The 19620-nt window shown below is 71.8% G+C and carries 21 protein-coding genes; 11 read left to right on the top strand and 10 right to left on the bottom strand.

Annotated elements, in window-relative coordinates; translation table 11 throughout:
• The first annotated feature begins 1 nt into the window (after position 1).
• On the top strand, positions 2-673 hold the full coding sequence (locus IF02_RS0114470; RefSeq protein WP_051696221.1) for an HAD family hydrolase: 672 nt from the start codon (positions 2-4) through the stop codon (positions 671-673).
• A gap of 40 nt (positions 674-713) precedes the next feature.
• On the opposite strand, the gene IF02_RS0114465 is transcribed toward IF02_RS0114470, so the two are convergent.
• The gene (locus IF02_RS0114465; protein ID WP_030156909.1) at positions 714-965 is read right to left on the bottom strand and encodes a hypothetical protein; all 252 of its coding nucleotides are present in this window, start codon (positions 963-965) and stop codon (positions 714-716) included.
• Between the two features lie 201 nt (positions 966-1166).
• Here IF02_RS0114465 and IF02_RS36085 point away from each other — a divergent pair, with 201 nt between their 5' ends.
• Positions 1167-1550 carry a cold-shock protein gene (locus IF02_RS36085; RefSeq protein WP_030012939.1) on the top strand — a complete coding sequence of 128 codons (384 nt, stop codon included), beginning with the start codon at positions 1167-1169 and terminating at the stop codon, positions 1548-1550.
• A gap of 102 nt (positions 1551-1652) precedes the next feature.
• Here the strand turns inward: IF02_RS36085 and IF02_RS0114455 are convergent, their stop codons facing one another.
• The 4 genes from IF02_RS0114455 to IF02_RS0114440 form a co-directional block, all read right to left on the bottom strand.
• Positions 1653-2528 (bottom strand): 1,4-dihydroxy-6-naphthoate synthase, encoded by an 876-nt coding sequence (locus IF02_RS0114455; RefSeq protein WP_051696220.1) that lies wholly within the window; start codon positions 2526-2528, stop codon positions 1653-1655.
• Positions 2515-3249 (bottom strand): futalosine hydrolase, encoded by a 735-nt coding sequence (locus IF02_RS0114450; protein ID WP_030156905.1) that lies wholly within the window; start codon positions 3247-3249, stop codon positions 2515-2517. The genes IF02_RS0114455 and IF02_RS0114450 overlap by 14 nt, the downstream gene beginning before the upstream one ends.
• A 13-nt stretch (positions 3250-3262) precedes the next feature.
• The gene (locus IF02_RS0114445) at positions 3263-3748 is read right to left on the bottom strand and encodes a hypothetical protein (RefSeq protein WP_030156903.1); all 486 of its coding nucleotides are present in this window, start codon (positions 3746-3748) and stop codon (positions 3263-3265) included.
• 157 nt (positions 3749-3905) lie between these two features.
• Complete coding sequence (locus IF02_RS0114440; protein WP_030156901.1) at positions 3906-5279, bottom strand: MFS transporter; 1374 nt, start codon at positions 5277-5279, stop codon at positions 3906-3908.
• A gap of 391 nt (positions 5280-5670) precedes the next feature.
• On the opposite strand from IF02_RS0114440, the gene IF02_RS0114435 reads away from it, so the two are divergent.
• From IF02_RS0114435 to IF02_RS0114415, 5 genes are all read left to right on the top strand, one after another.
• Positions 5671-6579: a DUF3027 domain-containing protein gene (locus tag IF02_RS0114435; RefSeq protein ID WP_030156899.1), complete on the top strand. Its 909-nt coding sequence runs from the start codon at positions 5671-5673 to the stop codon at positions 6577-6579.
• A gap of 44 nt (positions 6580-6623) precedes the next feature.
• Complete coding sequence (locus IF02_RS0114430; RefSeq protein WP_030156898.1) at positions 6624-6842, top strand: hypothetical protein; 219 nt, start codon at positions 6624-6626, stop codon at positions 6840-6842.
• Positions 6843-6974: 132 nt separating this feature from the next.
• Positions 6975-8459: a flotillin family protein gene (locus tag IF02_RS0114425; RefSeq protein ID WP_030156896.1), complete on the top strand. Its 1485-nt coding sequence runs from the start codon at positions 6975-6977 to the stop codon at positions 8457-8459.
• Between the two features lie 47 nt (positions 8460-8506).
• On the top strand, positions 8507-9058 hold the full coding sequence (thpR, locus tag IF02_RS0114420; RefSeq protein WP_030156894.1) for an RNA 2',3'-cyclic phosphodiesterase: 552 nt from the start codon (positions 8507-8509) through the stop codon (positions 9056-9058).
• 222 nt (positions 9059-9280) lie between these two features.
• The gene (locus IF02_RS0114415; RefSeq protein WP_030156893.1) at positions 9281-10270 is read left to right on the top strand and encodes an aldo/keto reductase; all 990 of its coding nucleotides are present in this window, start codon (positions 9281-9283) and stop codon (positions 10268-10270) included.
• A 74-nt stretch (positions 10271-10344) separates the two neighbouring features.
• Here the strand turns inward: IF02_RS0114415 and IF02_RS0114410 are convergent, their stop codons facing one another.
• The gene (locus IF02_RS0114410; protein WP_030156892.1) at positions 10345-10932 is read right to left on the bottom strand and encodes a Uma2 family endonuclease; all 588 of its coding nucleotides are present in this window, start codon (positions 10930-10932) and stop codon (positions 10345-10347) included.
• A 107-nt stretch (positions 10933-11039) separates the two neighbouring features.
• The gene (locus tag IF02_RS0114405; RefSeq protein ID WP_030156891.1) at positions 11040-11723 is read right to left on the bottom strand and encodes a GDSL-type esterase/lipase family protein; all 684 of its coding nucleotides are present in this window, start codon (positions 11721-11723) and stop codon (positions 11040-11042) included.
• 76 nt (positions 11724-11799) lie between these two features.
• Here IF02_RS0114405 and IF02_RS0114400 point away from each other — a divergent pair, with 76 nt between their 5' ends.
• On the top strand, positions 11800-12837 hold the full coding sequence (locus IF02_RS0114400) for a membrane protein (protein ID WP_030156890.1): 1038 nt from the start codon (positions 11800-11802) through the stop codon (positions 12835-12837).
• A gap of 10 nt (positions 12838-12847) precedes the next feature.
• Here IF02_RS0114400 and IF02_RS0114395 read toward each other — a convergent pair whose 3' ends face one another.
• Positions 12848-14110 carry an MFS transporter gene (locus IF02_RS0114395; protein WP_030156889.1) on the bottom strand — a complete coding sequence of 421 codons (1263 nt, stop codon included), beginning with the start codon at positions 14108-14110 and terminating at the stop codon, positions 12848-12850.
• Between the two features lie 155 nt (positions 14111-14265).
• Positions 14266-14703 (bottom strand): MarR family winged helix-turn-helix transcriptional regulator, encoded by a 438-nt coding sequence (locus IF02_RS0114390; protein WP_030156888.1) that lies wholly within the window; start codon positions 14701-14703, stop codon positions 14266-14268.
• A gap of 118 nt (positions 14704-14821) precedes the next feature.
• Here IF02_RS0114390 and IF02_RS0114385 point away from each other — a divergent pair, with 118 nt between their 5' ends.
• Positions 14822-15004, top strand: coding sequence for a hypothetical protein (locus IF02_RS0114385; RefSeq protein ID WP_030156886.1), 183 nt, complete (start codon positions 14822-14824; stop codon positions 15002-15004).
• A 21-nt stretch (positions 15005-15025) separates the two neighbouring features.
• Here IF02_RS0114385 and IF02_RS0114380 read toward each other — a convergent pair whose 3' ends face one another.
• On the bottom strand, positions 15026-16480 hold the full coding sequence (locus tag IF02_RS0114380; RefSeq protein ID WP_030156885.1) for an NCS2 family permease: 1455 nt from the start codon (positions 16478-16480) through the stop codon (positions 15026-15028).
• A 149-nt stretch (positions 16481-16629) separates the two neighbouring features.
• Between IF02_RS0114380 and IF02_RS0114375 the strand changes: the two genes are divergently transcribed.
• A complete protein-coding gene (locus tag IF02_RS0114375) occupies positions 16630-16914 on the top strand; it encodes a DUF2530 domain-containing protein (RefSeq protein WP_030156883.1) in 285 nt (94 codons plus the stop codon).
• Positions 16915-17031: 117 nt separating this feature from the next.
• Positions 17032-19500 (top strand): cation-translocating P-type ATPase, encoded by a 2469-nt coding sequence (locus IF02_RS0114370; protein WP_030156881.1) that lies wholly within the window; start codon positions 17032-17034, stop codon positions 19498-19500.
• Positions 19501-19620 lie beyond the last annotated feature (120 nt).

Below are 19620 nucleotides of genomic sequence, written 5' to 3'. Positions count from 1 at the left end.
CATGAGCTCCGAGACCCCCGCCGTGCCCGCAGTGCCCGCCGTGCCCGCCGCGTCCGCCCAGCTGACGGTCGGCTTCGACCTCGACATGACCCTCATCGATTCGCGCCCCGGAATCAAGGCCGCCTACCAGGCGCTTTCGGCCGAGACGGGTACGTTCATCGATGCCGACGAGGCGGTCACGCGGCTCGGTCCGCCGCTGGACGAGGAGCTCGCGTACTGGTTCCCGGAGGCGGAGATCCCCGCCATGGCCGACCGCTACCGGGAGATCTACCCCGCACACGCCATCGAGCCGACCCCCGCGATGCCCGGCGCCCGCGAGGCGATCGAGGCCGTCCAGGCGCTCGGCGGCCGCGCGATCGTCGTCACGGCCAAGCACGAGCCCAACGCCCGGCTGCACCTCGCGCACCTCGGCATCGAGCCGGACGCGGTCGTCGGCTGGCTGTGGGCCGAGGCCAAGGCGGGCGCGCTGCGCGAGTACGGGGCGCAGGTCTACGTCGGCGACCACGTGGGCGACGTACGCGGGGCCCGTACGGCCGGTGCGCTGTCGGTGGCGGTGCCGACCGGCCCGTGCCCCGAGCCGGAACTGCGGGAGGCGGGCGCCGACGTGGTGCTGCCGGACCTCACCGCGCTGCCGCAGTGGCTCGCGGAGTACGTCCGCACGCAGGCGGTCTGAGCCCGCGGGTCCGACCCCCGAGGTCCGGCCCGAGGGGGCGTCAGGCCTGGGACGCCCGGGCGGCCCGGCGCTGGGCAGCCGCCGAGCGCAGCACGCCCGCGGCGGAGATCAGGAAGCCGACGCCCATCAGCATGCACACGGCCCACGCGTACGACGGGAACGGGTCGACGTCCAGGAACAGCGGGGCCATCGTCGCGAGGGTCGCCACGGCGCCCACGATGAACACGATGCCACCGGCGCGCACCAGGCCGTCGCCCGGCCGCGCTTCGTCGGAATGAGGAGTAACAGTCACCTCACCAGGGTAGTTCCCTGGCCGAAGCAGCCGACAGCGCAGCCGAAGTGCGAAGAGCCGGCGAAGGACCGGGGAACGTCTTGTCTCCTGTGAAACGCCCACTAGCCTGGATACGGCGGGTCACCATGACCCGCTGCGCTGTTGTCCGGACCCGCCGCGCGGAGTGCCGGACCCCGACGAGCACAAGGACAGAGGACGGACGTGCCTACCGGCAAGGTCAAGTGGTTCAACAGTGAGAAGGGCTTCGGCTTTCTCTCCCGCGACGACGGCGGAGACGTCTTCGTCCACTCGTCGGTGCTCCCGGCCGGGGTCGACGCCCTCAAGCCCGGCCAGCGCGTCGAGTTCGGCGTAGTCGCCGGACAGCGCGGTGACCAGGCGCTTTCCGTGACGGTGCTGGACCCGGCGCCCTCGGTCGCGGCCGCTCAGCGCCGCAAGCCCGACGAGCTCGCCTCGATCGTGCAGGACCTCACGACCCTGCTGGAGAACATCACTCCGATGCTGGAGCGCGGCCGCTACCCCGACAAGGTGCACGGCACGAAGATCGCCGGCCTGCTGCGCGCGGTGGCCGACCAGCTCGACGTCTGAGCCCGTACCGAGCCCGTACGCACGACGGTGCCCCGGCCCTCCGAGAGGGCCGGGGCACCGTCGCAGGTACGTGAAAACGGCCGGGAAGCGGCCTGAAACGGCCTACGGGAAGTCCAGCGCCCCCGGCGCGATGGCCGGTACCAGACCCTCCGCCGCGGCCCGCGTCAACAGCCCGCGCACCGCCGCGTAACCGGAATCGCCCAGGTCGGCGGTGAACTCGTTGACGTACAGCCCGATGTGCTGGTCGGCGACGGCCGGGTCCAGCTCCTGCGCGTGGGCGCGGACGTACGGGCGGGAAGCCTCCGGGTCGTCCCATGCCATCCGGACCGACGTACGGGCCGACTCGGCCAGCGCGTGCAACGTCTCGGCGCCCAGCGAGCGCTTCGCGATGATCGCGCCGAGCGGGATCGGCAGGCCGGTCGTGGACTCCCAGTGCTCGCCCATGTCGGCCAGGCAGTGCAGCCCGTAGTCCTGGTACGTGAACCGGGCCTCGTGGATGACCAGTCCGGCGTCGACCCGGCCGTCGCGGACGGCCGGCATGATCTCGTGGAACGGCAGCACGACCACCTTGCCGACGCCCTCGGGCAGCACGTCCGCGGCCCACAGCCGGAACAGCAGGTAGGCGGTGGAGCGTTCGCTGGGCACGGCGACGGTCTTGCCGGCCAGGTCCACCCCCGCCTCGCGCGTCAGGACGAGCGGTCCGCAACCACGCCCGAGCGCCCCGCCGCACGGCAGCAGGGCGTACTCCTCCAGCACCCACGGCAGCACGGCGTACGACACCTTCAGCACGTCCAGCTCGCCGCGCTCGGCCATGCCGTTGGTGATGTCGATGTCGGCGAAGGTGACGTCGAGGCCGGGCGCGCCCGGGACCCGGCCGTGGGCCCAGGCGTCGAAGACGAACGTGTCGTTCGGGCAGGGCGAATAGGCGATGGCGAGCGGTCCGGCGGGTCGTCCGGCGGGCCGGTCAGCGGTGCTCATGGCGTTCTCCCCAGGTGACGAGTACGGGCCCCAGGGCGCGGAATCCGGCGGTGAGCGCGGCCAGCGCGTCCCCGATCCGCCAGGCGTCGCGGTCGCGGGGGCCGACGGCGTTGGACACGGCGCGGATCTCCAGTACGGGCAGCCCGTGGGCGGCGGCCGCCTCGGCGACTCCGAAGCCCTCCATGGCCTCGGCCCCGGCGAGCGGATGCCGGGCGGCGAGCCGGGCCGCGCCCTCGGCGGTGCCGGTGACGGTGGAGACGGTCAGCACGGGGGCGAGCAGCGCCCCGGTGGCCTCGGCGGCGCGGGCGGCGAGCTCGGCGGGCGGCAGGTGGACGCTGTGCCCGAAGCCGAGCTGCTGTACGTCGAGGAAGCCGTCGGGGGTCTCGGCCCCGAGGTCGGCGGCGACGACGGCGTCGGCGACCACGAGGGAGCCGACCGGGGCGGCGGGCGCGAACCCGCCGCCGATCCCGGCGGATACGACGAGGGAGTACTCGGCCAGCGCGAGCGCGGTGGCCGTGGCGGCCGCGGCGGCGGCCGGCCCCACCCCGCCGACGAGGACGTCGGCGGCGAGGCCGGGCAGATCGCGCCGGGAGAGGAGGTATCCGCCGGGAAGGGCGCGCGGCTCCGGCGTCACCGGGTCCGGATGAGGGGGGGACCCGGTCAGGCCACTGACGACGGAGTCTGCCTCCGCCGCCACCGCGGTCACGATGAGCGCGCGCACCGTCGGTACGTGGCTACTTGAGCTTGACGTTGTAGGCCCAGACGGCGAGCGGCTTGCCGTCCTCGCCGACCTGGACGATGTTCAGCTTCTTGGAGGACGGGGCCTCGCCCTGGCCGCCGGTGGCGAAGAGGTCGGCGCCCGGGAAGCTGCGGTAGGTGTTGGAGGAGGGCTCGGTGATCGGCTGGCCGTCCAGGACCGCCTGCCACCGCTTGCCGTCCTCGACGACATCCGGCTCGACGCCCAGACGCAGGGTGTCCCCGCGGCCGTAGTCGATGGTCTTGGCGTCCTTCATATCGGTGAGGCACTCCTGGACCTTGTCCATGGAGAGCTCCTTGGCGTCGGAGCAGACGGCCTCGGTGGACACCGACGACGTGCCGACCGTCACGGTGGCCAGCGGCGTCGGCTTGTCGCAGGCGGAGAGAAGGAGGAGGCCGGCGGACACGGCTCCGAGGGCCGCGACGCTGCGGCGGCCCCTACCCGAGAAAAGCGGTGCGGTCATGAGCCGAAGGCTATCGGGCCACCCCGCTCCGCCGCCGCACGGGGGTGTCCGTGGCCTGCCGCGCGGCGCGCGGCACGCCCCGGCCCGGCCGGTTTGCCCGGCATGATCCACAAGAAACCCCGCCGGACACGCCGCCGGACACCCCGCCGGACACGCCCTACGCCACTCGGGGGCGGGGGGAGCCGGACTGGTGGTGGCGGGGGGCGGAGAGGCGGCCGCGCAGGGCCATCACGGTGCCCGCCGCGACGATCGCCGCGGCCACGGCCATGCCCAGGACCCCGTTCAGCGGCAGCACGATGCCGATCGCGCCGCCCAGCACCCACGCCATCTGGAGCAGCGTCTCCGAACGGGCGAACGCGGACGTCCGTACGGCCTCGGGCACGTCCCGCTGGATCATCGCGTCCAGCGACAGCTTGGCCAGCGCCTGGCAGAAGCCCGCGGTGGCCCCCAGCACGGCCATGAACAGCCCGCTGAAGAACACCGCCGCCATGATCGCGACCCCCAGGGTCACCGACAGCACCGACGCGATGATCGTCTCCGGGGCCCGCGCCCGCAGCCACGCCCCCGCCGCCGTCCCGCAGGCGTTCCCGAGGCCCGCCGAGACGCCCACGATGCCCAGCGAGACCGCCGCGCTCTGTCCGGCGAGCGGGTGCTCGCGCAGCAGGAACGCCAGGAAGAAGATCAGGAACCCGGACAGCGCGCGCATCGAGGCGTTCGCCAGCAGGCCGCACAGCACCGACGGGCTCACCGTGCGCAGGCCCGGCTTGCGCGAGTGCGGTTCGTGCGTGGACAGCCGGGCCCGCCGCTCGCCCTTGGCCTCGTCCACCTTGTGCGGCAGCGAGAACGCCGCGAACGTGCCCCAGACGAAGATGGCGCAGGCCCCGTACAGCGGCCACGGCGGGCCGATGGCGTGCAGCCCCGCCGCGACGGGCGCCGCCGCGCCGGTGGCGAGCAGGCCCGCCAGGGTGACCCGGGAGTTCGCCTTGACGAGTGAGAAATTCGGCGGGAGCAGCCGCGGCACCACCGCGCTGCGGACCACCCCGTACGCCTTGGACGCGACCAGTACGCCCAGCGCCGCCGGATAGAGCTCCAGCCCGCCCGTGGCCACCGCGCCCGACATCATCACCGCGAGCAGCGCCCGCGCGAGCATCGCGCAGGCCATCGCGGCCCGCCGGCCGTGTGGCAGCCGGTCCAGCGCCGGGCCGATCACCGGGGCCAGGACGGTGAAGGGGGCCATGGTGATCGCCAGGTACAGGGCGACACGGCCGCGTGCCTCGTCCGTGGGTACCGAGAAGAACACCGTCGAGGCCAGCGCCACGGTGATCATCACATCGCCGGCGCCGTTGATGGCGTGCAGCTCGATCAGCTTGCCGAGACCCGATTCACCCGCCCCGTGCGCGTGCGTGGCCCGCCGGATCCCGCGCGCCGTACCGGTGAAGGGGCGCTGCAGGGCACGCCCGACGGCCCGGCCGGCCCGCCTGGCCGGTCCCGAGCCGTCGCGGGACGACCGTACGGGTGCCACACCCGCCATAGTGCCCCACGCGCCCCTGCCGGTCCCGTCCCGGCGCGTTACGGGCGCCCGACGGATCGCCGTCGGGCCGGCGTCGGGCCGGCGTCGGGAGGTCGTAGGGGCGATGTCGGCACACGGTCTCGTCCGCGAATCGGACCTTGCATGTGGGCCCAAGGCGTCGGAGGAGGTAGCGTGCGTAGCGCGCCACCGGCGGTTGCTCTCGGCCGCGCGCCTCTTCGCTATCCCGCAGAATGGATGGCAGGTAGGTGCGCCCGAGGCCGATCGGGTGCGGACGTCGACGCGGCCCTCTGGTCCGCTCCGCCCGCGCCACGTACGGACAGGACCGACGGGTCGTTCAGGACGACAGTACGGACGGCGCACTCGTGAGACGGCGTAGGAGAGAACGAGACCTGTGAGTGCTGCGACGACGCGAAGCCGTACCCCCGACCGCCTGTGCGCCGAGGCGGTAGACCTCGCCCGCACGGCGGCCGAGGAAGCCGCCGCTCCCTCCGTGGTGGGCGAGCACGTCTCCGCCGTGGCGGAGGGCGGCCGGGTCGTCACGCACTTCTTCGAGTGCAAGGACCCCGGCTACCGGGGCTGGCGCTGGGCCGTCACCGTCACGCGCGCCTCCCGCGCCAAGAACGTCACCCTCGACGAAACGGTGCTGCTTCCCGGCGACGACGCCCTCCTCGCCCCCGAGTGGGTGCCGTGGAGCGAGCGGCTGCGCCCGGGCGACATGGGCCCCGGCGACCTGCTGCCCACCGACGCCGAGGACCTGCGGCTGGAGCCGGGCTGGTCGGGCGAGGACGCGCCGCCGCCGAACTCGGTCGTCTCCACCGAAATGGCCGAACTGGTCGAGGCCGAGGACGCCGACGTCACCGACCGCGCCGTGGTCCCCGTACGGGGCTCCATCACCTCCGTCGCCGAGGAGCTCGGCATGCGGCGCGCCCGGGTCCTGTCCCGGTACGGGCTGCACAGCGCCGCCGACCGCTGGGACGAGTCCTTCGGCGCCAAGACCCCGATGGCGCAGGCCGCGCCCGCCTCCTGCGTCTCCTGCGGGTTCCTCGTCGCCATCGGCGGCTCGCTGGGCCAGGCCTTCGGGGTCTGCGCCAACGAGTTCGGCCCGGCCGACGGGCACCTCGTCTCGCTCTCGTACGGCTGCGGCGGCCACTCGGAGGCCGCGGTCATGCCGAAGCCGCTGCGCCCGGCGCCGCCGGTGCTCGACTCGATGGCCACGGACGAGTTCCCGCTGCGCCCGGCCCCCGACACGGGCTCGGTCCCCTCGACGGACCTCCCGGCCGCGGACCTCGGGCACTCGTAGTCGTACGGAGCGACGGCCGTCCCCCGGCGGCGTACCCTCGGCGCATGGGGGAAGACGGCATGGTGGGGCTGGACGGCCGGGTGACCGGGACGGTGGGCCCCGGGCTCGTGGGCGAGGTGATCGTCCGCATCCGGGGCGGCGCGGAGCACTTCCTCGCCCATCCGGCGCACGGGACGGGCCGGCTGCCGGTCGGAACGGTCGTGACCGTCGTCGAGTACCTGCCGCCGCGCACGGTGTACGTGATGGCGGCGTACGACAACTGAGCCCCGGTGCCACCTGGGCGGATGTGGTTCGTATCAAGATGGCGACAAGAAAGCGCCAGCGTCTTCTTAACGGCCCGCCGCAGGAGCACACTCGCCCTCGTCAGTGTCGAACGGCACTGCGATAAGGGGGCGTTGCCGATGGCTATCGGCGTCGTGGCGGGAATCGTTCTCGCCGCAATCCTGGCCTTGATCGGCCTGTTCAAGCTCATGTGGCGAGTGGCCGAACCGAACGAGGCACTCGTCATCTCCGGCTCCACGCACCGCACCGAGGGCATCGGCGAGGGCATGGGGTTCCGGATCGTCACCGGGCGCGGAACCCTCGTGGTCCCCGGTGTGCAGGCGGTGCGCAAGCTCTCGCTGGACCTCAACGAGACCCAGCTGAACGTGGACTGCGTGACCCACCAGGGCATCCCGCTGCGGGTCAAGGGCGTCGTGATCTTCAAGATCGGCGACGACCTCGTGTCCATCGCGAACGCGGCGCGCCGCTTCCTGGACCAGCAGAAGATGATGCCCGAGCGGGTGCACATCGTCTTCGCCGGCCATCTGCGGTCCATCGTGGGCGGGTTGACGGTCGAGGACATGATCCGCGACCGGGAGAAGCTGACGGGGCAGACCCGGGCGGCCTGCGGTACGGAGATGGAGAAGCTCGGCCTGATCGTCGACTCGCTCCAGATCCACGAGATCGAGGACCCGACGGGCTACATCAAGAACCTGGCGATGCCGCACGCGGCCGCCGTCCAGCGGGACGCGCGCATCGCGCAGGCCGAGGCGAACCGTTTGGCCACCGAGGCCGAGCAGACCGCCTTCGCGCGGATGGCGGAGGCCACCCGCGACAGCGAGATCCTCCAGGCCGGCTACCAGGCCGAGCGCGACAAGGCCGCCGCGACCGCCCGCCAGGCGGGCCCGCTCTCGGAGGCCGCGGCCCGCCAGGAGGTCGTCGTACAGGAGACCCGCGTCGCCGAGCTCGAAGCCCACCGGCGCGAGCAGCAGCTCCAGGCGGACGTACGCAAGCCCGCGGACGCGGCGGCGTACGAGACCCGCACCCGCGCCGAGGCGGAGCGCGACGCCCGCATCTCGGCGGCGCAGGCCAAGGCCAAGGAGACCGAGCTGGCGGCCGCGGCCGAAGCCACGCGCGTCACGACGGCGGCGACCGCGGACGCGGCGGCCACCGAGGCCCGGGGTCTGGCGGCCGCGAAGGCCACCCGGGCGACCGGTGAGGCCGAGGCCGCTGCCACCCAGGCGAAGGGGCTCGCGGTCGCGGCGTCGGCGAAGGCGAAGGGCCTCGCCGAGGCCGACGCCATCAAGGCGCGCGCCGCCGCACTGGCCGAGAACCAGGAGGCGGTCGTCGCCCAGCAGCTCGCCGAGAACTGGCCGGCGATCGTGGAGGCGGGCGCGGGTGCCTTCGGCAACGTGGAGCACATGGTCCTCCTGAACGGCGCGGAGGGCATGTCGGAGATGTTCGCCAAGGCGCTGACCATGGGCGGCACGGGCCTGGGCCTGGCCCGCCAGCTGCTCTCGTCGATGTCCCAGCCGGCCGCCGCCCCGGACACCACCCCGGTGAACGGCAAGACGCCGGCGTCGTCGACGGCTCAGCAGATCCCGATCGCGGACGCGTAACCCGCCCGGCGCGAGCCTGACCCGTCGTCCGGGTTAGGCTCGCGCCCATGAGGCTGTTCGCCGCGTTGATGCCGCCCCAGCAGGCCGTCGAGGAGCTGCGCGAAGCCGTGGCCCCCCTCCGGGACGACCGGCTGCGCTGGACGGGGGAGGCGGGCTGGCACTTCACCCTCGCCTTCATGGGCGAGGTGCGCGAGGAGCTCCTGGTGGACCTGCACGCCCGCCTGGCCCGCGCCGCCCACCGCACCGAACCCTTCAGCCTGCGCATCCACGGCTCCGGGCACTTCGGCGACCGGGCCCTGTGGGTCGGCGCGGCCGGCGGGCTCGACCCGATGCGGATGCTCGCCGAGCGCGCCGACGCCGCCGCCCGCCGGGCCGGGGTGCCGATGGAGCACCACCGCCGCTACACCCCCCACCTCACCCTGGCCCGCAGCCGCACCGGCGCCGACATGCACCCGTACGTCGAGGCCCTGGCGGGCTTCGAGGGCACGCCCTGGCGGGCCGGGGAGCTCAGCCTGGTCCGCAGCAACCTCCCGACGGGCGGGATCCCCGGGGAGCAGCCCCGCTACGAGGTGGTCGAGGCCTGGCCGCTGGCCGCCTGAGGCCCCTCGGTACGGGAACCCCGGCGCCCGCGTTACGCTCGACGGGTGGATCCCAAGACCCGAAACCGTGTGATGGCCGGTGTACTCGTGCTGATGTTCGTCGTAGTGGCCGTGGCAGCCGCCGTGGGCCAGTAGCCGCGCCCCGGACGGCGACCCGCCGACGGCATCCCGCCCGCGCGGGCCCTTGCCTGGAGTGGACTCCAGGCGATTGGCTTGGGGTTCATGAAGTACACACAGCTCGGACGCACCGGACTCAAGGTCAGCCGACTTGTACTCGGCACGATGAACTTCGGTCCGCAGACAGACGAACCCACCAGCCACTCGATCATGGATGCCGCGCTCGGCGCGGGCCTGAACTTCTTCGACACCGCCAACGTCTACGGCTGGGGCGAGAACAAGGGCCGCACCGAGGAGATCCTCGGCACCTGGTTCGCCCAGGGCGGCGGCCGGCGGGACAAGACCGTGCTGGCCACCAAGGTGTACGGGAACATGGCCGGCGAAGGCGACCCGTGGCCCAACTACGACCGGCTCTCGGCGCTGAACATCCGCCGGGCCGTCGAGGCCAGCCTCAAGCGGCTCCAGACGGACTACATCGACCTCTACCAGTTCCACCACGTCGACCGCCGGACTCCGTTCGAGGAGATCTGGCAGGCCGTCGACGTGCTGATCCAGCAGGGCAAGGTGCTGTACGCCGGGTCGTCGAACTTCCCCGGCTACAAGATCGCCCAGGCCAACGAGGCGGCCGCCCGGCGCGGTTCGGTCGGGCTGGTCAGCGAGCAGTGCCTGTACAACCTCGCCGAGCGGCGCGCCGAGATGGAGATCGTCCCGGCCGCGCAGGAGTACGGGCTCGGGGTGATCCCGTGGTCCCCGCTGAACGGGGGGCTGCTGGGCGGCGTCATCAAGAAGGAGGTCGAGGGCGGCCGCCGCGCCTCCGGGCGCTCCGCGGACGCCCTGGCCAACACCTCCGTACGGGCGCAGGTGCAGGCGTACGAGGACCTGCTCGACAAGCACGGCCTGGAGCCCGGCGAGACGGCGCTGGCGTGGCTGCTGACCCGGCCCGGGGTGACGGGGCCGATCGTGGGTCCCCGTACGGCGGAGCAGCTGGAGAGCGCGCTGCGGGCGCTGGACCTGGAGCTGTCGGACGAGGTGCTCTCCGGCCTGGACGAGGTCTTCCCCGGCCCGGGGCCCTCGCCCGAGGCCTTCGCCTGGTGATCCGGCCGAGGTGACGGCGCGACCGGTCCGCGCCCCGGTGCGGGGCGCCGACCGGTCGCGGACCGCGGCGCGGATCAGTCGCGGGGGAACTCGGAGGTGTCGAGCTTCAGGCCCTCCACCGCGTCCGTGAGGTCGATCTCGTCCCCGAAGGCGATCTTCGTCTCCGTGGCGTAGTCCCCGTCCTTGGGCCGGGTGTGGAGCACGCAGCGGCGGGTGTACGGATCGACGATGAGGTACGCGGGCACTTCGGCGGTGGCGTACGCGGCCTTCTTGGGGCCGTAGTCGTTCGCCGCGGTGCCCTTGGAGATCACCTCGGCGACGAATTCCACGTCCTCGTGGCGCCAGTGAGCCGACTCGTCCTTCGTGGCATCGGTACTGAGCAGCGCGACGTCCGGCGCGAACCCGTTCAGCCGACCCGGGAAGTCGATGCGTACGTCCGAGAGGGCTTTGACCCCCATGCCGAACTCGTCTTCCAGTGCACGGACGATCCTGCGGATGATCTCCCAGTGCGTGTCCCGCTGCGGCGACATGTAGACGGTCCCCTCGACGATCTCGACCTTCAATCCCTCGGGGACGGGCTCAAGCGCCTCGAACATCTCGTCCAAGGCATGCTCGCTGCTGATGTCGGCCATCTCGATCCTGTCGGTCTCCACGACGGTCATCGTGGCGCTCCTCCCCGCTGCCGCGCAGTCGCGGGCAGCCGCGTAGTACAACGATACGCACGGAGACAGGGCCACGGCCGGAATGCCGGGTGCGGCCCTACGGGGTGTCAGAGGGTTCGGTAGGGGCCGCCGATGCCCCAGGCCTGGTGCAGGACCGCCGCGAACTCCCCGGCCAGGCGGTGTTCGCCCGAGGCGTTGGGGTGGGTGCCGTCGTACGTGTCGTGCGCGATCTCGTACGCGGCCGGGCGCGCGGCCAGCAGGATCGGCGAGGCGTCGGTCGACAGGTCGGCGACGGCCTTCGCGAGGAGCTCGTTGAACCGGGCCACCTCGGCCGCGAACGGCGCGTCGGACTCGGCCCGCACGTTCGGGATGACCGGGAGCAGGACCATCCGGATGTCCGGCCGGGCCGCCCGGGCCTCCGCGATGAAGCGGCGGGCGTTGGCCGCGGTCTCCTCGGCGCCGGTGTAGAAGCCGAGGTCGATCAGGCCGAGGGAGACGAGCAGCACGTCGGGCTCGCCGGAGCGGACGGCGGAGCCGATGAGGGGGGCCATGTGCTGCCAGCCCTCGCCCCAGCCGGCGAGGTGGCGGCGGGCGTGCTCCGGGAAGCCGGGGTCGGCGTACGCGTGGCTGACCGGCTCGTTCGCGACAGTGTCGAAGAGCGCGGTGCGCGGGCCGACGATCTCGTACGGGCCGCCCGGGACGGCACCCAGGTGCTGCCACATCCGGTAGCGCCAGGTGTAGTCGCCGGCGCGTCCGATGGTCATGGAATCGCCGACGAACATGAAACGCATCCGGTCATCATCGCGGATCACGCGCCGGGAGCCCCTGTGATGCCGGACACGCGGGGCGGGCTGGCACGCTTGGGGTATGCGCCTGCTGCCGTTGACCGCCGTCATTGCCCTTGTCGTGCTGCCGGGTTCGGCCGCCGCCGCTGCCGAGTCGTCCGTCGCAGGCTCGTCCGTCGCCCGGTCGTCCGCCGCCGGCGCCTCCGGGTTCACGATCACCGATCCGCGGATCAAGGAGTCGAGCGGGCTGGCGGCGAGCCGGATCCACCCGGGCGTGTACTGGACGCACAACGACAGCGACGACGGCCCGTACGTCTACGCGGTGGACTCGGCGACGGGCAAGACCGTGGCGAGGGTGACGCTGACGGGCGTGGGCACCCCGCGCGACGTCGAGGCGATCTCGCTGGGCCCGGACGGGCAGCTGTACGTCGGCGACATCGGGGACAACCTGAACGGGACCTGGGACCACGTCTGGATCTACCGCTTCCCGGAGCCGAAGCAGCTGGCCGATGTCACGGTCAAGGCCGAGCAGTTCACGGTGAAGTACGCGGACGGGGCGCGCAACGCGGAGGCGCTGATGGTGCATCCGGTGACGGGCCGGGTCTACATCGCGAGCAAGAGCGAGGACAAGGGCGGGCTGTACGAGGGGCCGGAGAAGCTGTCGGCTTCGGGGACGAACGTGTTCCGGCGGATCGCGGACCTGCCGTGGGTGACGGACGGGGCGTTCTCCCCGGACGGCGGCCGACTGACGCTGCGCGGCTACTTCTTCGCGAAGACCTATCCCTGGAAGGACGGGAAGCCGGAGGGCGAGGGCGAGCGGGTGGACGCGCCGTGGCAGGGGCAGGCCGAGTCGGTGACGTACTCGGCGGACGGTACGACGCTGCTGTTCGGATCGGAGGGGGAGTCGAGCCGGGTGGTGGCGGTTCCGGTGAAGGCGGCATCGGCGTCCGGCGGCTCGGCGGCCCCGGCGAAGCCGGGCGCGACCCCGGCCGCCGGTGCCCCCGGCCCTGCGGGTGAGCAGGGCGGGGGCGGCTTCACGAAGGGCGCGGCCGTCCTGGCCGTGGGCACGGTCCTGGTCCTCGGAGCCAAGCGGCTCCTGCGCCGCAAGCCGCGCGACTGACGACAGGGCCTCAGGCCGCCGTCACCAGCTCGCGGGGGCGGGGCGACGGGACGAACGTGACTCCGCGGCGGCTCACGCTCAGGCGGAGGTTGCCGACCCGGGACAGGATCACCGCGATCGTCGCGGCGGCGGCCAGGGAGGCGAGGCCGCCCGCGGCCATGCCGATCCGGGCCCCGTACGTGTCCGTCACCCAGCCGACGACCGGCGCACCGATCGGGGTGCCGCCGGTGAACACCATCATGTACAGCGCCATCACCCGGCCCCGCATCTCGGGGTCGGTGGCCATCTGGACGCTCGCGTTCGCGGTGACGTTGACCGTCAGACCGAACATCCCGATCGGCACCAGCAGCGCCGCGAACAGCCAGAAGCCGGGCGCGAAGGCCGTCACGACCTCCAGTGCGGAGAACAGGACGGCGGCCGCGACCAGCAGCCGCAGCCGCGAGTGCCCGCGCCGGGCCGCCAGCAGCGCGCCCGCCAGGGAGCCCGCGGCGATCAGCGTGTTGAAGAGCCCGTACGTGCCCGCGTCCCCGTGGAACACGTCGCTGACGAACGCCGACAGCCAGATCGGGAAGTTGAACCCGAAGGTGCCGATGAAGCCCACCAGCACGATCGGCCAGATCAGCTCGGGGCGGCCGGCGACGTACCGCAGACCCTCCCGCAGTTGCCCCTTGGCGCGCGGCTGCGGCTCGACCGGGTGCAGTTCGCGGGTCCGCATCAGGAGCAGGCCGGCGACGGGCGCGGCGAAGGACAGCCCGTTCAGCAGGAAGGCCCAGCCGACGCCGACGGCGGTGATCAGCACACCGGCGATCGCCGGGCCGACCAGCCGCGCGGACTGGAAGTTCGCGGAGTTCAGGCTGACGGCGTTGGCGAGCTGCTCCTTGCCGACCATCTCGGAGACGAACGTCTGCCGCGCGGGGTTGTCCACGACGGTGACGAGGCCGAGCAGGAAGGCCGCGAGGTACACGTGCCAGACCTGGACGTGTCCGGCGAGGGTGAGGGCGGCCAGGGCGACACCGGTCAGGCCCATCAGGGTCTGCGTGGCGATCAGCAGCGGCCGCTTGGGCAGCCGGTCCGCGAGTACGCCTCCGTAGAGGCCGAACACCATCATCGGCAGGAACTGCAGCGCGATCGTGATGCCGACGGCCGAAGCCGAGCCGGTCAGGGACAGGACCAGCCAGTCCTGGGCGATGCGCTGCATCCAGGTGCCGGTGTTGGAGACGGCCTGTCCCGTGGCGAAGAGCCGGTAGTTCCGGATCTTCAGCGAGCTGAACATCGAGTTGTTCTTGCCCGTGGAGCGTATGGAGCGTGTGGAGCGTATGGAGCCCGTGGAGTGCGCGGCGCACTCGGTGGTAGTGGTGGATGTATGGCCGGGTGCGGAATCTGCTCCGGTTCCCGTACTCAAAAGCGTTCGCCTCCTGGCGTCGTTCCTTACAAGTGCGCGAGCTTCTCCAGGACGGGCGCGGCCTCGCGCAGCTTGGCCCATTCGTCCTCGGTGAGCTCGGCCGCGAGCCCGGCCAGGAAGGCGTTCCGCTTGCGACGGCTCTCCTCGAGCATCGCTTCGGCCTCCTCGGTCTGGGTGACCACCTTCTGGCGGCGGTCGTCCGGGTGCGGCTGCAGCCTGACCAGTCCCTTGGCCTCCAGCAGCGCCACGATGCGCGTCATCGACGGCGGCTGGACGTGCTCGCGCCGGGCCAGCTCACCGGGGGTGGCCTGGCCGCAGCGGGCGAGGGTGCCCAGGACCGACATCTCGGTCGGGCTCAGCGATTCGTCGACGCGCTGGTGCTTGAGGCGCCGGCCCAGCCGCATGACGGCGGAGCGGAGGTCGTTCACGGCGGCAGCGTCGTCGCCATGGGTAAGGTCGAGCATCTCTTTAGACTACCTCATTACTCTCTCTAAGGAACGCCATTTAAGCGTGTCACTCGTACGGGTGAGTCCGCAGCGGAAAGTGACACGCGTCCACGTCCTGTGCCACGACTCTTTCGCCATGGGGACACACGTGCTGAGCATGCGCATAGACGGGGAGCTGCTCGACCGCCTCCGGACTCATGCCGCGAAACGCGGAATGAGCGTCCAGGACTATGTCGTCCGGACGCTCATTCGCGATGACTTCGACGAGCGCTTCAAGGCGGCCGTCGACGAGACGGAGAAGTTCTACGGGCTGACGTGAGTGACGCGAGCCCGTGGATGCTTACGTGAGGCCGAGGGCCGGCATCGCGTAGTAGAAGACGAACACCGCCGACACGACGTACAGGGCCGCCGGGACCTCACGGCCCCGGCCGGTAGCCAGCCGCAGCACGCAGAAGGCGATGAAGCCGAAGCCGATGCCGTTGGTGATCGAGTACGTGAACGGCATCATCACCATGGCCAGGAAGGCCGGGACGGCGATGGTGAAGTCGCTCCAGTCGATGTCCCTGACCGAGCCCGCCAGGATCAGGAAGCCGACCGCCACGAGGGCGGGCGTGGCCGCCTGGGACGGGACCATGGTGGCGAGCGGGGTCAGGAACAGGGCCACGGTGAAGAGGCCGCCGGTCACGACGTTGGCGAGGCCCGTACGGGCGCCTTCGCCGACGCCGGCCGTGGACTCCACGAAGCAGGTGGTCGCCGAGGACGAGGTGGCGCCGCCGGAGGCGACGGCCAGGCCGTCGATGAGCAGCACCTTGTTGATGCCGGGGAAGTTGCCGTCCTTGTCGATCAGCTTGGCCTCGTCGCCGACGCCGAGGATCGTGCCCATCGCGTCGAAGAAGCAGGACAGCAGCACGGTGAAGACGAAGAGGATGCCGGTCAGCAGGCCGACCTTGCCGAAGCCGCCGAACAGGCTGACCTGGCCGACGAGCCCGAAGTCGGGCGCGGCCACCGGGTTGCCCGGCCACTCGGGGACGGTCAGGCCCCAGCCCGAGTCCGGCAGCCCGGCGATCAGCTGGACGGCGACGGCGATGACGGTCATGACCACGATGGAGATCAGGATCGCGCCGGGCGTCTTGCGGATCAGCAGGGCGAGGGTCAGCAGGACGCCGACGATGAAGATCAGGACGGGCCAGCCGTGCAGGTGGCCGCCGGTGCCGAGGGTGAGCGGCACGGTGGTGTGCGCGGCGTCTGGGATGCGGGTGACGAAGCCCGAGTCGACCAGGCCGATCAGCATGATGAACAGGCCGATGCCGATCGCGATGCCCTTGCGCAGGCCGATCGGGACGGCGTTCATGACCCGCTCGCGCAGGCCGGTGGCGACCAGCAGCATCACGACGAAGCCGGCCAGGACCACCATGCCCATGGCGTCGGGCCAGCTCATGCGCGGGGCGAGCTGGAGGGCGACGACGGTGTTGACGCCGAGGCCGGCGGCGAGCGCGATCGGGACGTTGCCGATGACGCCCATGAGGAGCGTGGTGAAGGCCGCCGTCAGGACGGTGGCGGTCACGAGCTGGCCGCTGTCGAGCTGGTGCCCGTACATGTCCTTCGCGCTGCCCAGGATGATCGGGTTCAGCACGATGATGTAGGCCATCGCGAAGAAGGTGGCGAAACCGCCTCGGACCTCGCGGGCGACCGTGGAGCCGCGCTCGGAGATCTTGAAGTGGCGGTCCAGGGCGGACCCGCCGCGCGGGGCGGGGTCCGGGAGGGTGGGCGCGGGGGCGGGGGCCGACGTGCTCATGCGGTCCTCTGGGTCTTCATCGCGGGGGCATTGAGTGATTCATACGAAGAAAATGGGCCATGCCCACACCGTTTCAGTATGAACACATGAACGAAAGCCCGTCCATCTCCGCGCGTAGACCCCGTTTCGACGCACCTAGACTTGGGGTCATGGCGAAATGGACTGCGAAGCACGAGGCGCCCGCGCCCCTTGAGGGCCCGATCGTCGCGACCGTCACCGGCGGCACGATCCTGTGGTTCGTCATGTTCCTGGCCCAGCTCCCGTTCTACGGCTGGTTCGCCGACCGGGACCTGCTGTGGTGGGTCTGGTGCTGCGCGGCCGGCGGGTTCCTCGGCCTGATCGGCCTCTGGTACGTCCGGGGCCGCGACGCCGCGCTCAAGCGGCACGCGGCCGAGCTGGCCGCGCGGGACGAGGAGAGCGGCGCCACCGACTGAGGGGGACCATGGGTCCGCGGACCCATGGAGACCAAGGGACGATTCGGGTCATCCCGAAGTCGGATCTTCGGACTTCTCGGCGGGTGAAGCGGTAGAACCCCCTTTACCGTCGAAAGCATGACGCAGCGGGCAGACATTGAACCCAACGGTTCCGAGCCGGGTGGCGGCGGGCCCGGCGGCGCGGCCATCGACGCGGGAGCCGAGCTGGATCCGGTACACCCGGTCCGGCCGCCCGCACCCCGGTTCAAGCCCGCAGGCCTGACGACCGCCGAAGTCGCCGAGCGCGTCGCCCGCGGAGCCGTCAACGACGTGCCCGTACGCAGCAGCCGCTCCACCACCGAGATCGTCCGCGCCAACGTCTTCACCCGGTTCAACGCCATCATCGGCGTGCTCTGGGTGGTCATGCTCATCGTCGCGCCGCTCCAGGACAGCCTGTTCGGCTACGTGATCATCGCGAACACCGGCATCGGCATCATCCAGGAGATGCGGGCCAAGAAGACCCTGGACGGCCTCGCCGTCATCGGCGAGGCCAAACCCAGCGTCCGCCGCGACGGCCGGACCGCCGAGATCTCCACCTCCGAGATCGTCCTCGACGACGTCATCGAGCTCGGCCCCGGCGACAAGGTCGTCGTCGACGGCTCCGTCGGCGAGGCCGAGGGCCTGGAGATCGACGAGTCCCTGCTCACCGGCGAGGCCGACCCCGTCCTGAAGAAGCCCGGCGACCCCGTCATGTCCGGGTCCTTCGTCGTCGCCGGCGGAGGCGCGTTCACCGCCACCAAGGTCGGCCGGGAGGCCTACGCCGCCCAGTTGGCCGAAGAGGCCACCCGCTTCACGCTCGTCCACTCCGAGCTGCGCTCCGGCATCTCCACCATCCTCAAGTACGTCACCTGGATGATGATCCCGACCTCGATCGGCCTGATCATCAGCCAGCTCGTCGTCAAGGACAACAACCTCAAGGACGCCATCGCCCGCACGGTCGGCGGCATCGTCCCGATGATCCCCGAGGGCCTCGTCCTGCTGACCTCCGTCGCCTTCGCGATCGGCGTCATCCGGCTCGGCCGCCAGCAGTGCCTGGTACAGGAACTCCCGGCCATCGAGGGCCTCGCCCGCGTCGACGTGGTCTGCCTCGACAAGACCGGCACCCTCACCGAGGGCGGCATGGACGTCACCGAGCTCCGCCCGCTCGGCGGCGCGGAGCCCGCGTACGTCAAAAGGGTGCTCGGCGCGCTCGGCGAGTCCGACCCCCGCCCCAACGCCAGCCTCCAGGCGATCATCGACGCCTACCCGGACAGCGCCGAGTGGCGGTGCACCGAGTCCCTGCCGTTCTCCTCCGCCCGCAAGTACAGCGGCGCCAGCTTCAGCGAGGGCGACGGCGAGAACAACACCTGGCTGCTCGGCGCCCCCGACGTGCTCCTCCCGGCCGGAGACCCGGCCCTCGACGAGATCAACGGCCTCAACGAGCAGGGCCTGCGCGTCCTGCTGCTCGCCCGGGCCGCGCGCGAGCTCGACGACCCGGCCGTCGGGGCCGGGGTCAAGCCGACCGCCCTGATCGTCCTGGAACAGCGGCTGCGCCCCGACGCGGCCGACACCCTGCGCTACTTCGAGGACCAGAAGGTCCACGCGAAGGTCATCTCCGGCGACAACGCGGTCTCGGTGGGGGCGGTGGCCGGCAAGCTGGGCCTGCCGGGCGCCGAGAACACGGTCGACGCGCGCAAGCTGCCGGCCGAGCAGGCCGAGATGGCCAAGGTCCTCGACGAGAACGCCGTCTTCGGGCGGGTCACCCCGCAGCAGAAGCGCGACATGGTCGGCGCGCTGCAGTCCAAGGGCCACACGGTCGCGATGACGGGCGACGGCGTCAACGACGTCCTGGCCCTCAAGGACGCCGACATCGGCGTGAGCATGGGGTCCGGCTCGGAGGCCACCCGCGCGGTCGCCCAGATCGTCCTCCTGAACAACAGCTTCTCCACGCTCCCCTCGGTGGTCGCCGAGGGCCGCCGGGTCATCGGCAACATCACCCGCGTCGCGACCCTCTTCCTGACGAAGACCGTCTACTCGGTGCTGCTGGCCATCCTGGTGGTCTGCTTCCAGGTCGAGTACCCCTTCCTGCCGCGCCACCTGACGCTGCTGTCCACCCTGACCATCGGCATCCCGGCCTTCTTCCTGGCGCTGGCGCCGAACAAGGAGCGCGCGAAGCCGCACTTCGTGAAACGGGTGATGCGGTACGCGATCCCGGGCGGCGTGATCGCGGCGGTGGCCACCTTCGTGACGTACCTGGTGGCCCGCCACCACTACACGGGCCCGGAGGCCCTCCAGGCCGAGACCAGCGCGGCGACGCTGACGCTGTTCCTGACCTCGATGTGGGTCCTGGTGATCATCGCCCGCCCGTACACGTGGTGGCGGGTGGTCCTGGTCGGCTCGATGGGCGGCGCCTTCCTGATCGTCCTGGTCGTCCCCTGGCTCCAGAACTTCTTCGAGCTGAAGCTGGTCGGCACCGAACTCCCCTGGACGGCGGTCGCCATCGCGGCCGCCGCCTCGGCCCTGATCGAACTCACCTTCCGCTGGGTCAACCGCAGGTTCCCGGCCTGAGCTCCGATCGGGGCACGCCGGCCCGTGGCGCGGCCGATCAAATGTCAGTGCGACCCGGTGGTCCTTGTGGGAGATTACGGCTGCTCGGCAGTCCGAAATTCCCAGGGGGGACGACCAGAT

It is taken from the genome of Streptomyces sp. NRRL S-244, from assembly GCF_000717915.1.
In the GTDB taxonomy this organism is placed as follows: domain Bacteria; phylum Actinomycetota; class Actinomycetes; order Streptomycetales; family Streptomycetaceae; genus Streptomyces.
The sequence above is the reverse complement of the archived record's forward strand: the minus strand, read 5'-3'. Positions and strand labels throughout refer to the sequence as shown.

Excerpts from the sequence above, each read along its gene's own strand:
- IF02_RS0114470 (WP_051696221.1), top strand. The coding sequence starts at position 2 with ATGAGCTCCGAGACCCCCGCCGTGCCCGCAGTGCCCGCCGTGCCCGCC.
- IF02_RS0114455 (WP_051696220.1), bottom strand. The coding sequence starts at position 2,528 with ATGAGCACCGCTGACCGGCCCGCCGGACGACCCGCCGGACCGCTCGCC.
- IF02_RS0114445 (WP_030156903.1), bottom strand. The coding sequence starts at position 3,748 with ATGACCGCACCGCTTTTCTCGGGTAGGGGCCGCCGCAGCGTCGCGGCC.
- IF02_RS0114440 (WP_030156901.1), bottom strand. The coding sequence starts at position 5,279 with ATGGCGGGTGTGGCACCCGTACGGTCGTCCCGCGACGGCTCGGGACCG.
- IF02_RS0114430 (WP_030156898.1), top strand. The coding sequence starts at position 6,624 with ATGGGGGAAGACGGCATGGTGGGGCTGGACGGCCGGGTGACCGGGACG.
- thpR (WP_030156894.1), top strand. The coding sequence starts at position 8,507 with ATGAGGCTGTTCGCCGCGTTGATGCCGCCCCAGCAGGCCGTCGAGGAG.
- IF02_RS0114415 (WP_030156893.1), top strand. The coding sequence starts at position 9,281 with ATGAAGTACACACAGCTCGGACGCACCGGACTCAAGGTCAGCCGACTT.
- IF02_RS0114410 (WP_030156892.1), bottom strand. The coding sequence starts at position 10,932 with ATGACCGTCGTGGAGACCGACAGGATCGAGATGGCCGACATCAGCAGC.
- IF02_RS0114405 (WP_030156891.1), bottom strand. The coding sequence starts at position 11,723 with ATGCGTTTCATGTTCGTCGGCGATTCCATGACCATCGGACGCGCCGGC.
- IF02_RS0114400 (WP_030156890.1), top strand. The coding sequence starts at position 11,800 with ATGCGCCTGCTGCCGTTGACCGCCGTCATTGCCCTTGTCGTGCTGCCG.
- IF02_RS0114395 (WP_030156889.1), bottom strand. The coding sequence starts at position 14,110 with ATGTTCAGCTCGCTGAAGATCCGGAACTACCGGCTCTTCGCCACGGGA.
- IF02_RS0114390 (WP_030156888.1), bottom strand. The coding sequence starts at position 14,703 with ATGCTCGACCTTACCCATGGCGACGACGCTGCCGCCGTGAACGACCTC.
- IF02_RS0114385 (WP_030156886.1), top strand. The coding sequence starts at position 14,822 with ATGGGGACACACGTGCTGAGCATGCGCATAGACGGGGAGCTGCTCGAC.
- IF02_RS0114380 (WP_030156885.1), bottom strand. The coding sequence starts at position 16,480 with ATGAGCACGTCGGCCCCCGCCCCCGCGCCCACCCTCCCGGACCCCGCC.
- IF02_RS0114375 (WP_030156883.1), top strand. The coding sequence starts at position 16,630 with ATGGCGAAATGGACTGCGAAGCACGAGGCGCCCGCGCCCCTTGAGGGC.
- IF02_RS0114370 (WP_030156881.1), top strand. The coding sequence starts at position 17,032 with ATGACGCAGCGGGCAGACATTGAACCCAACGGTTCCGAGCCGGGTGGC.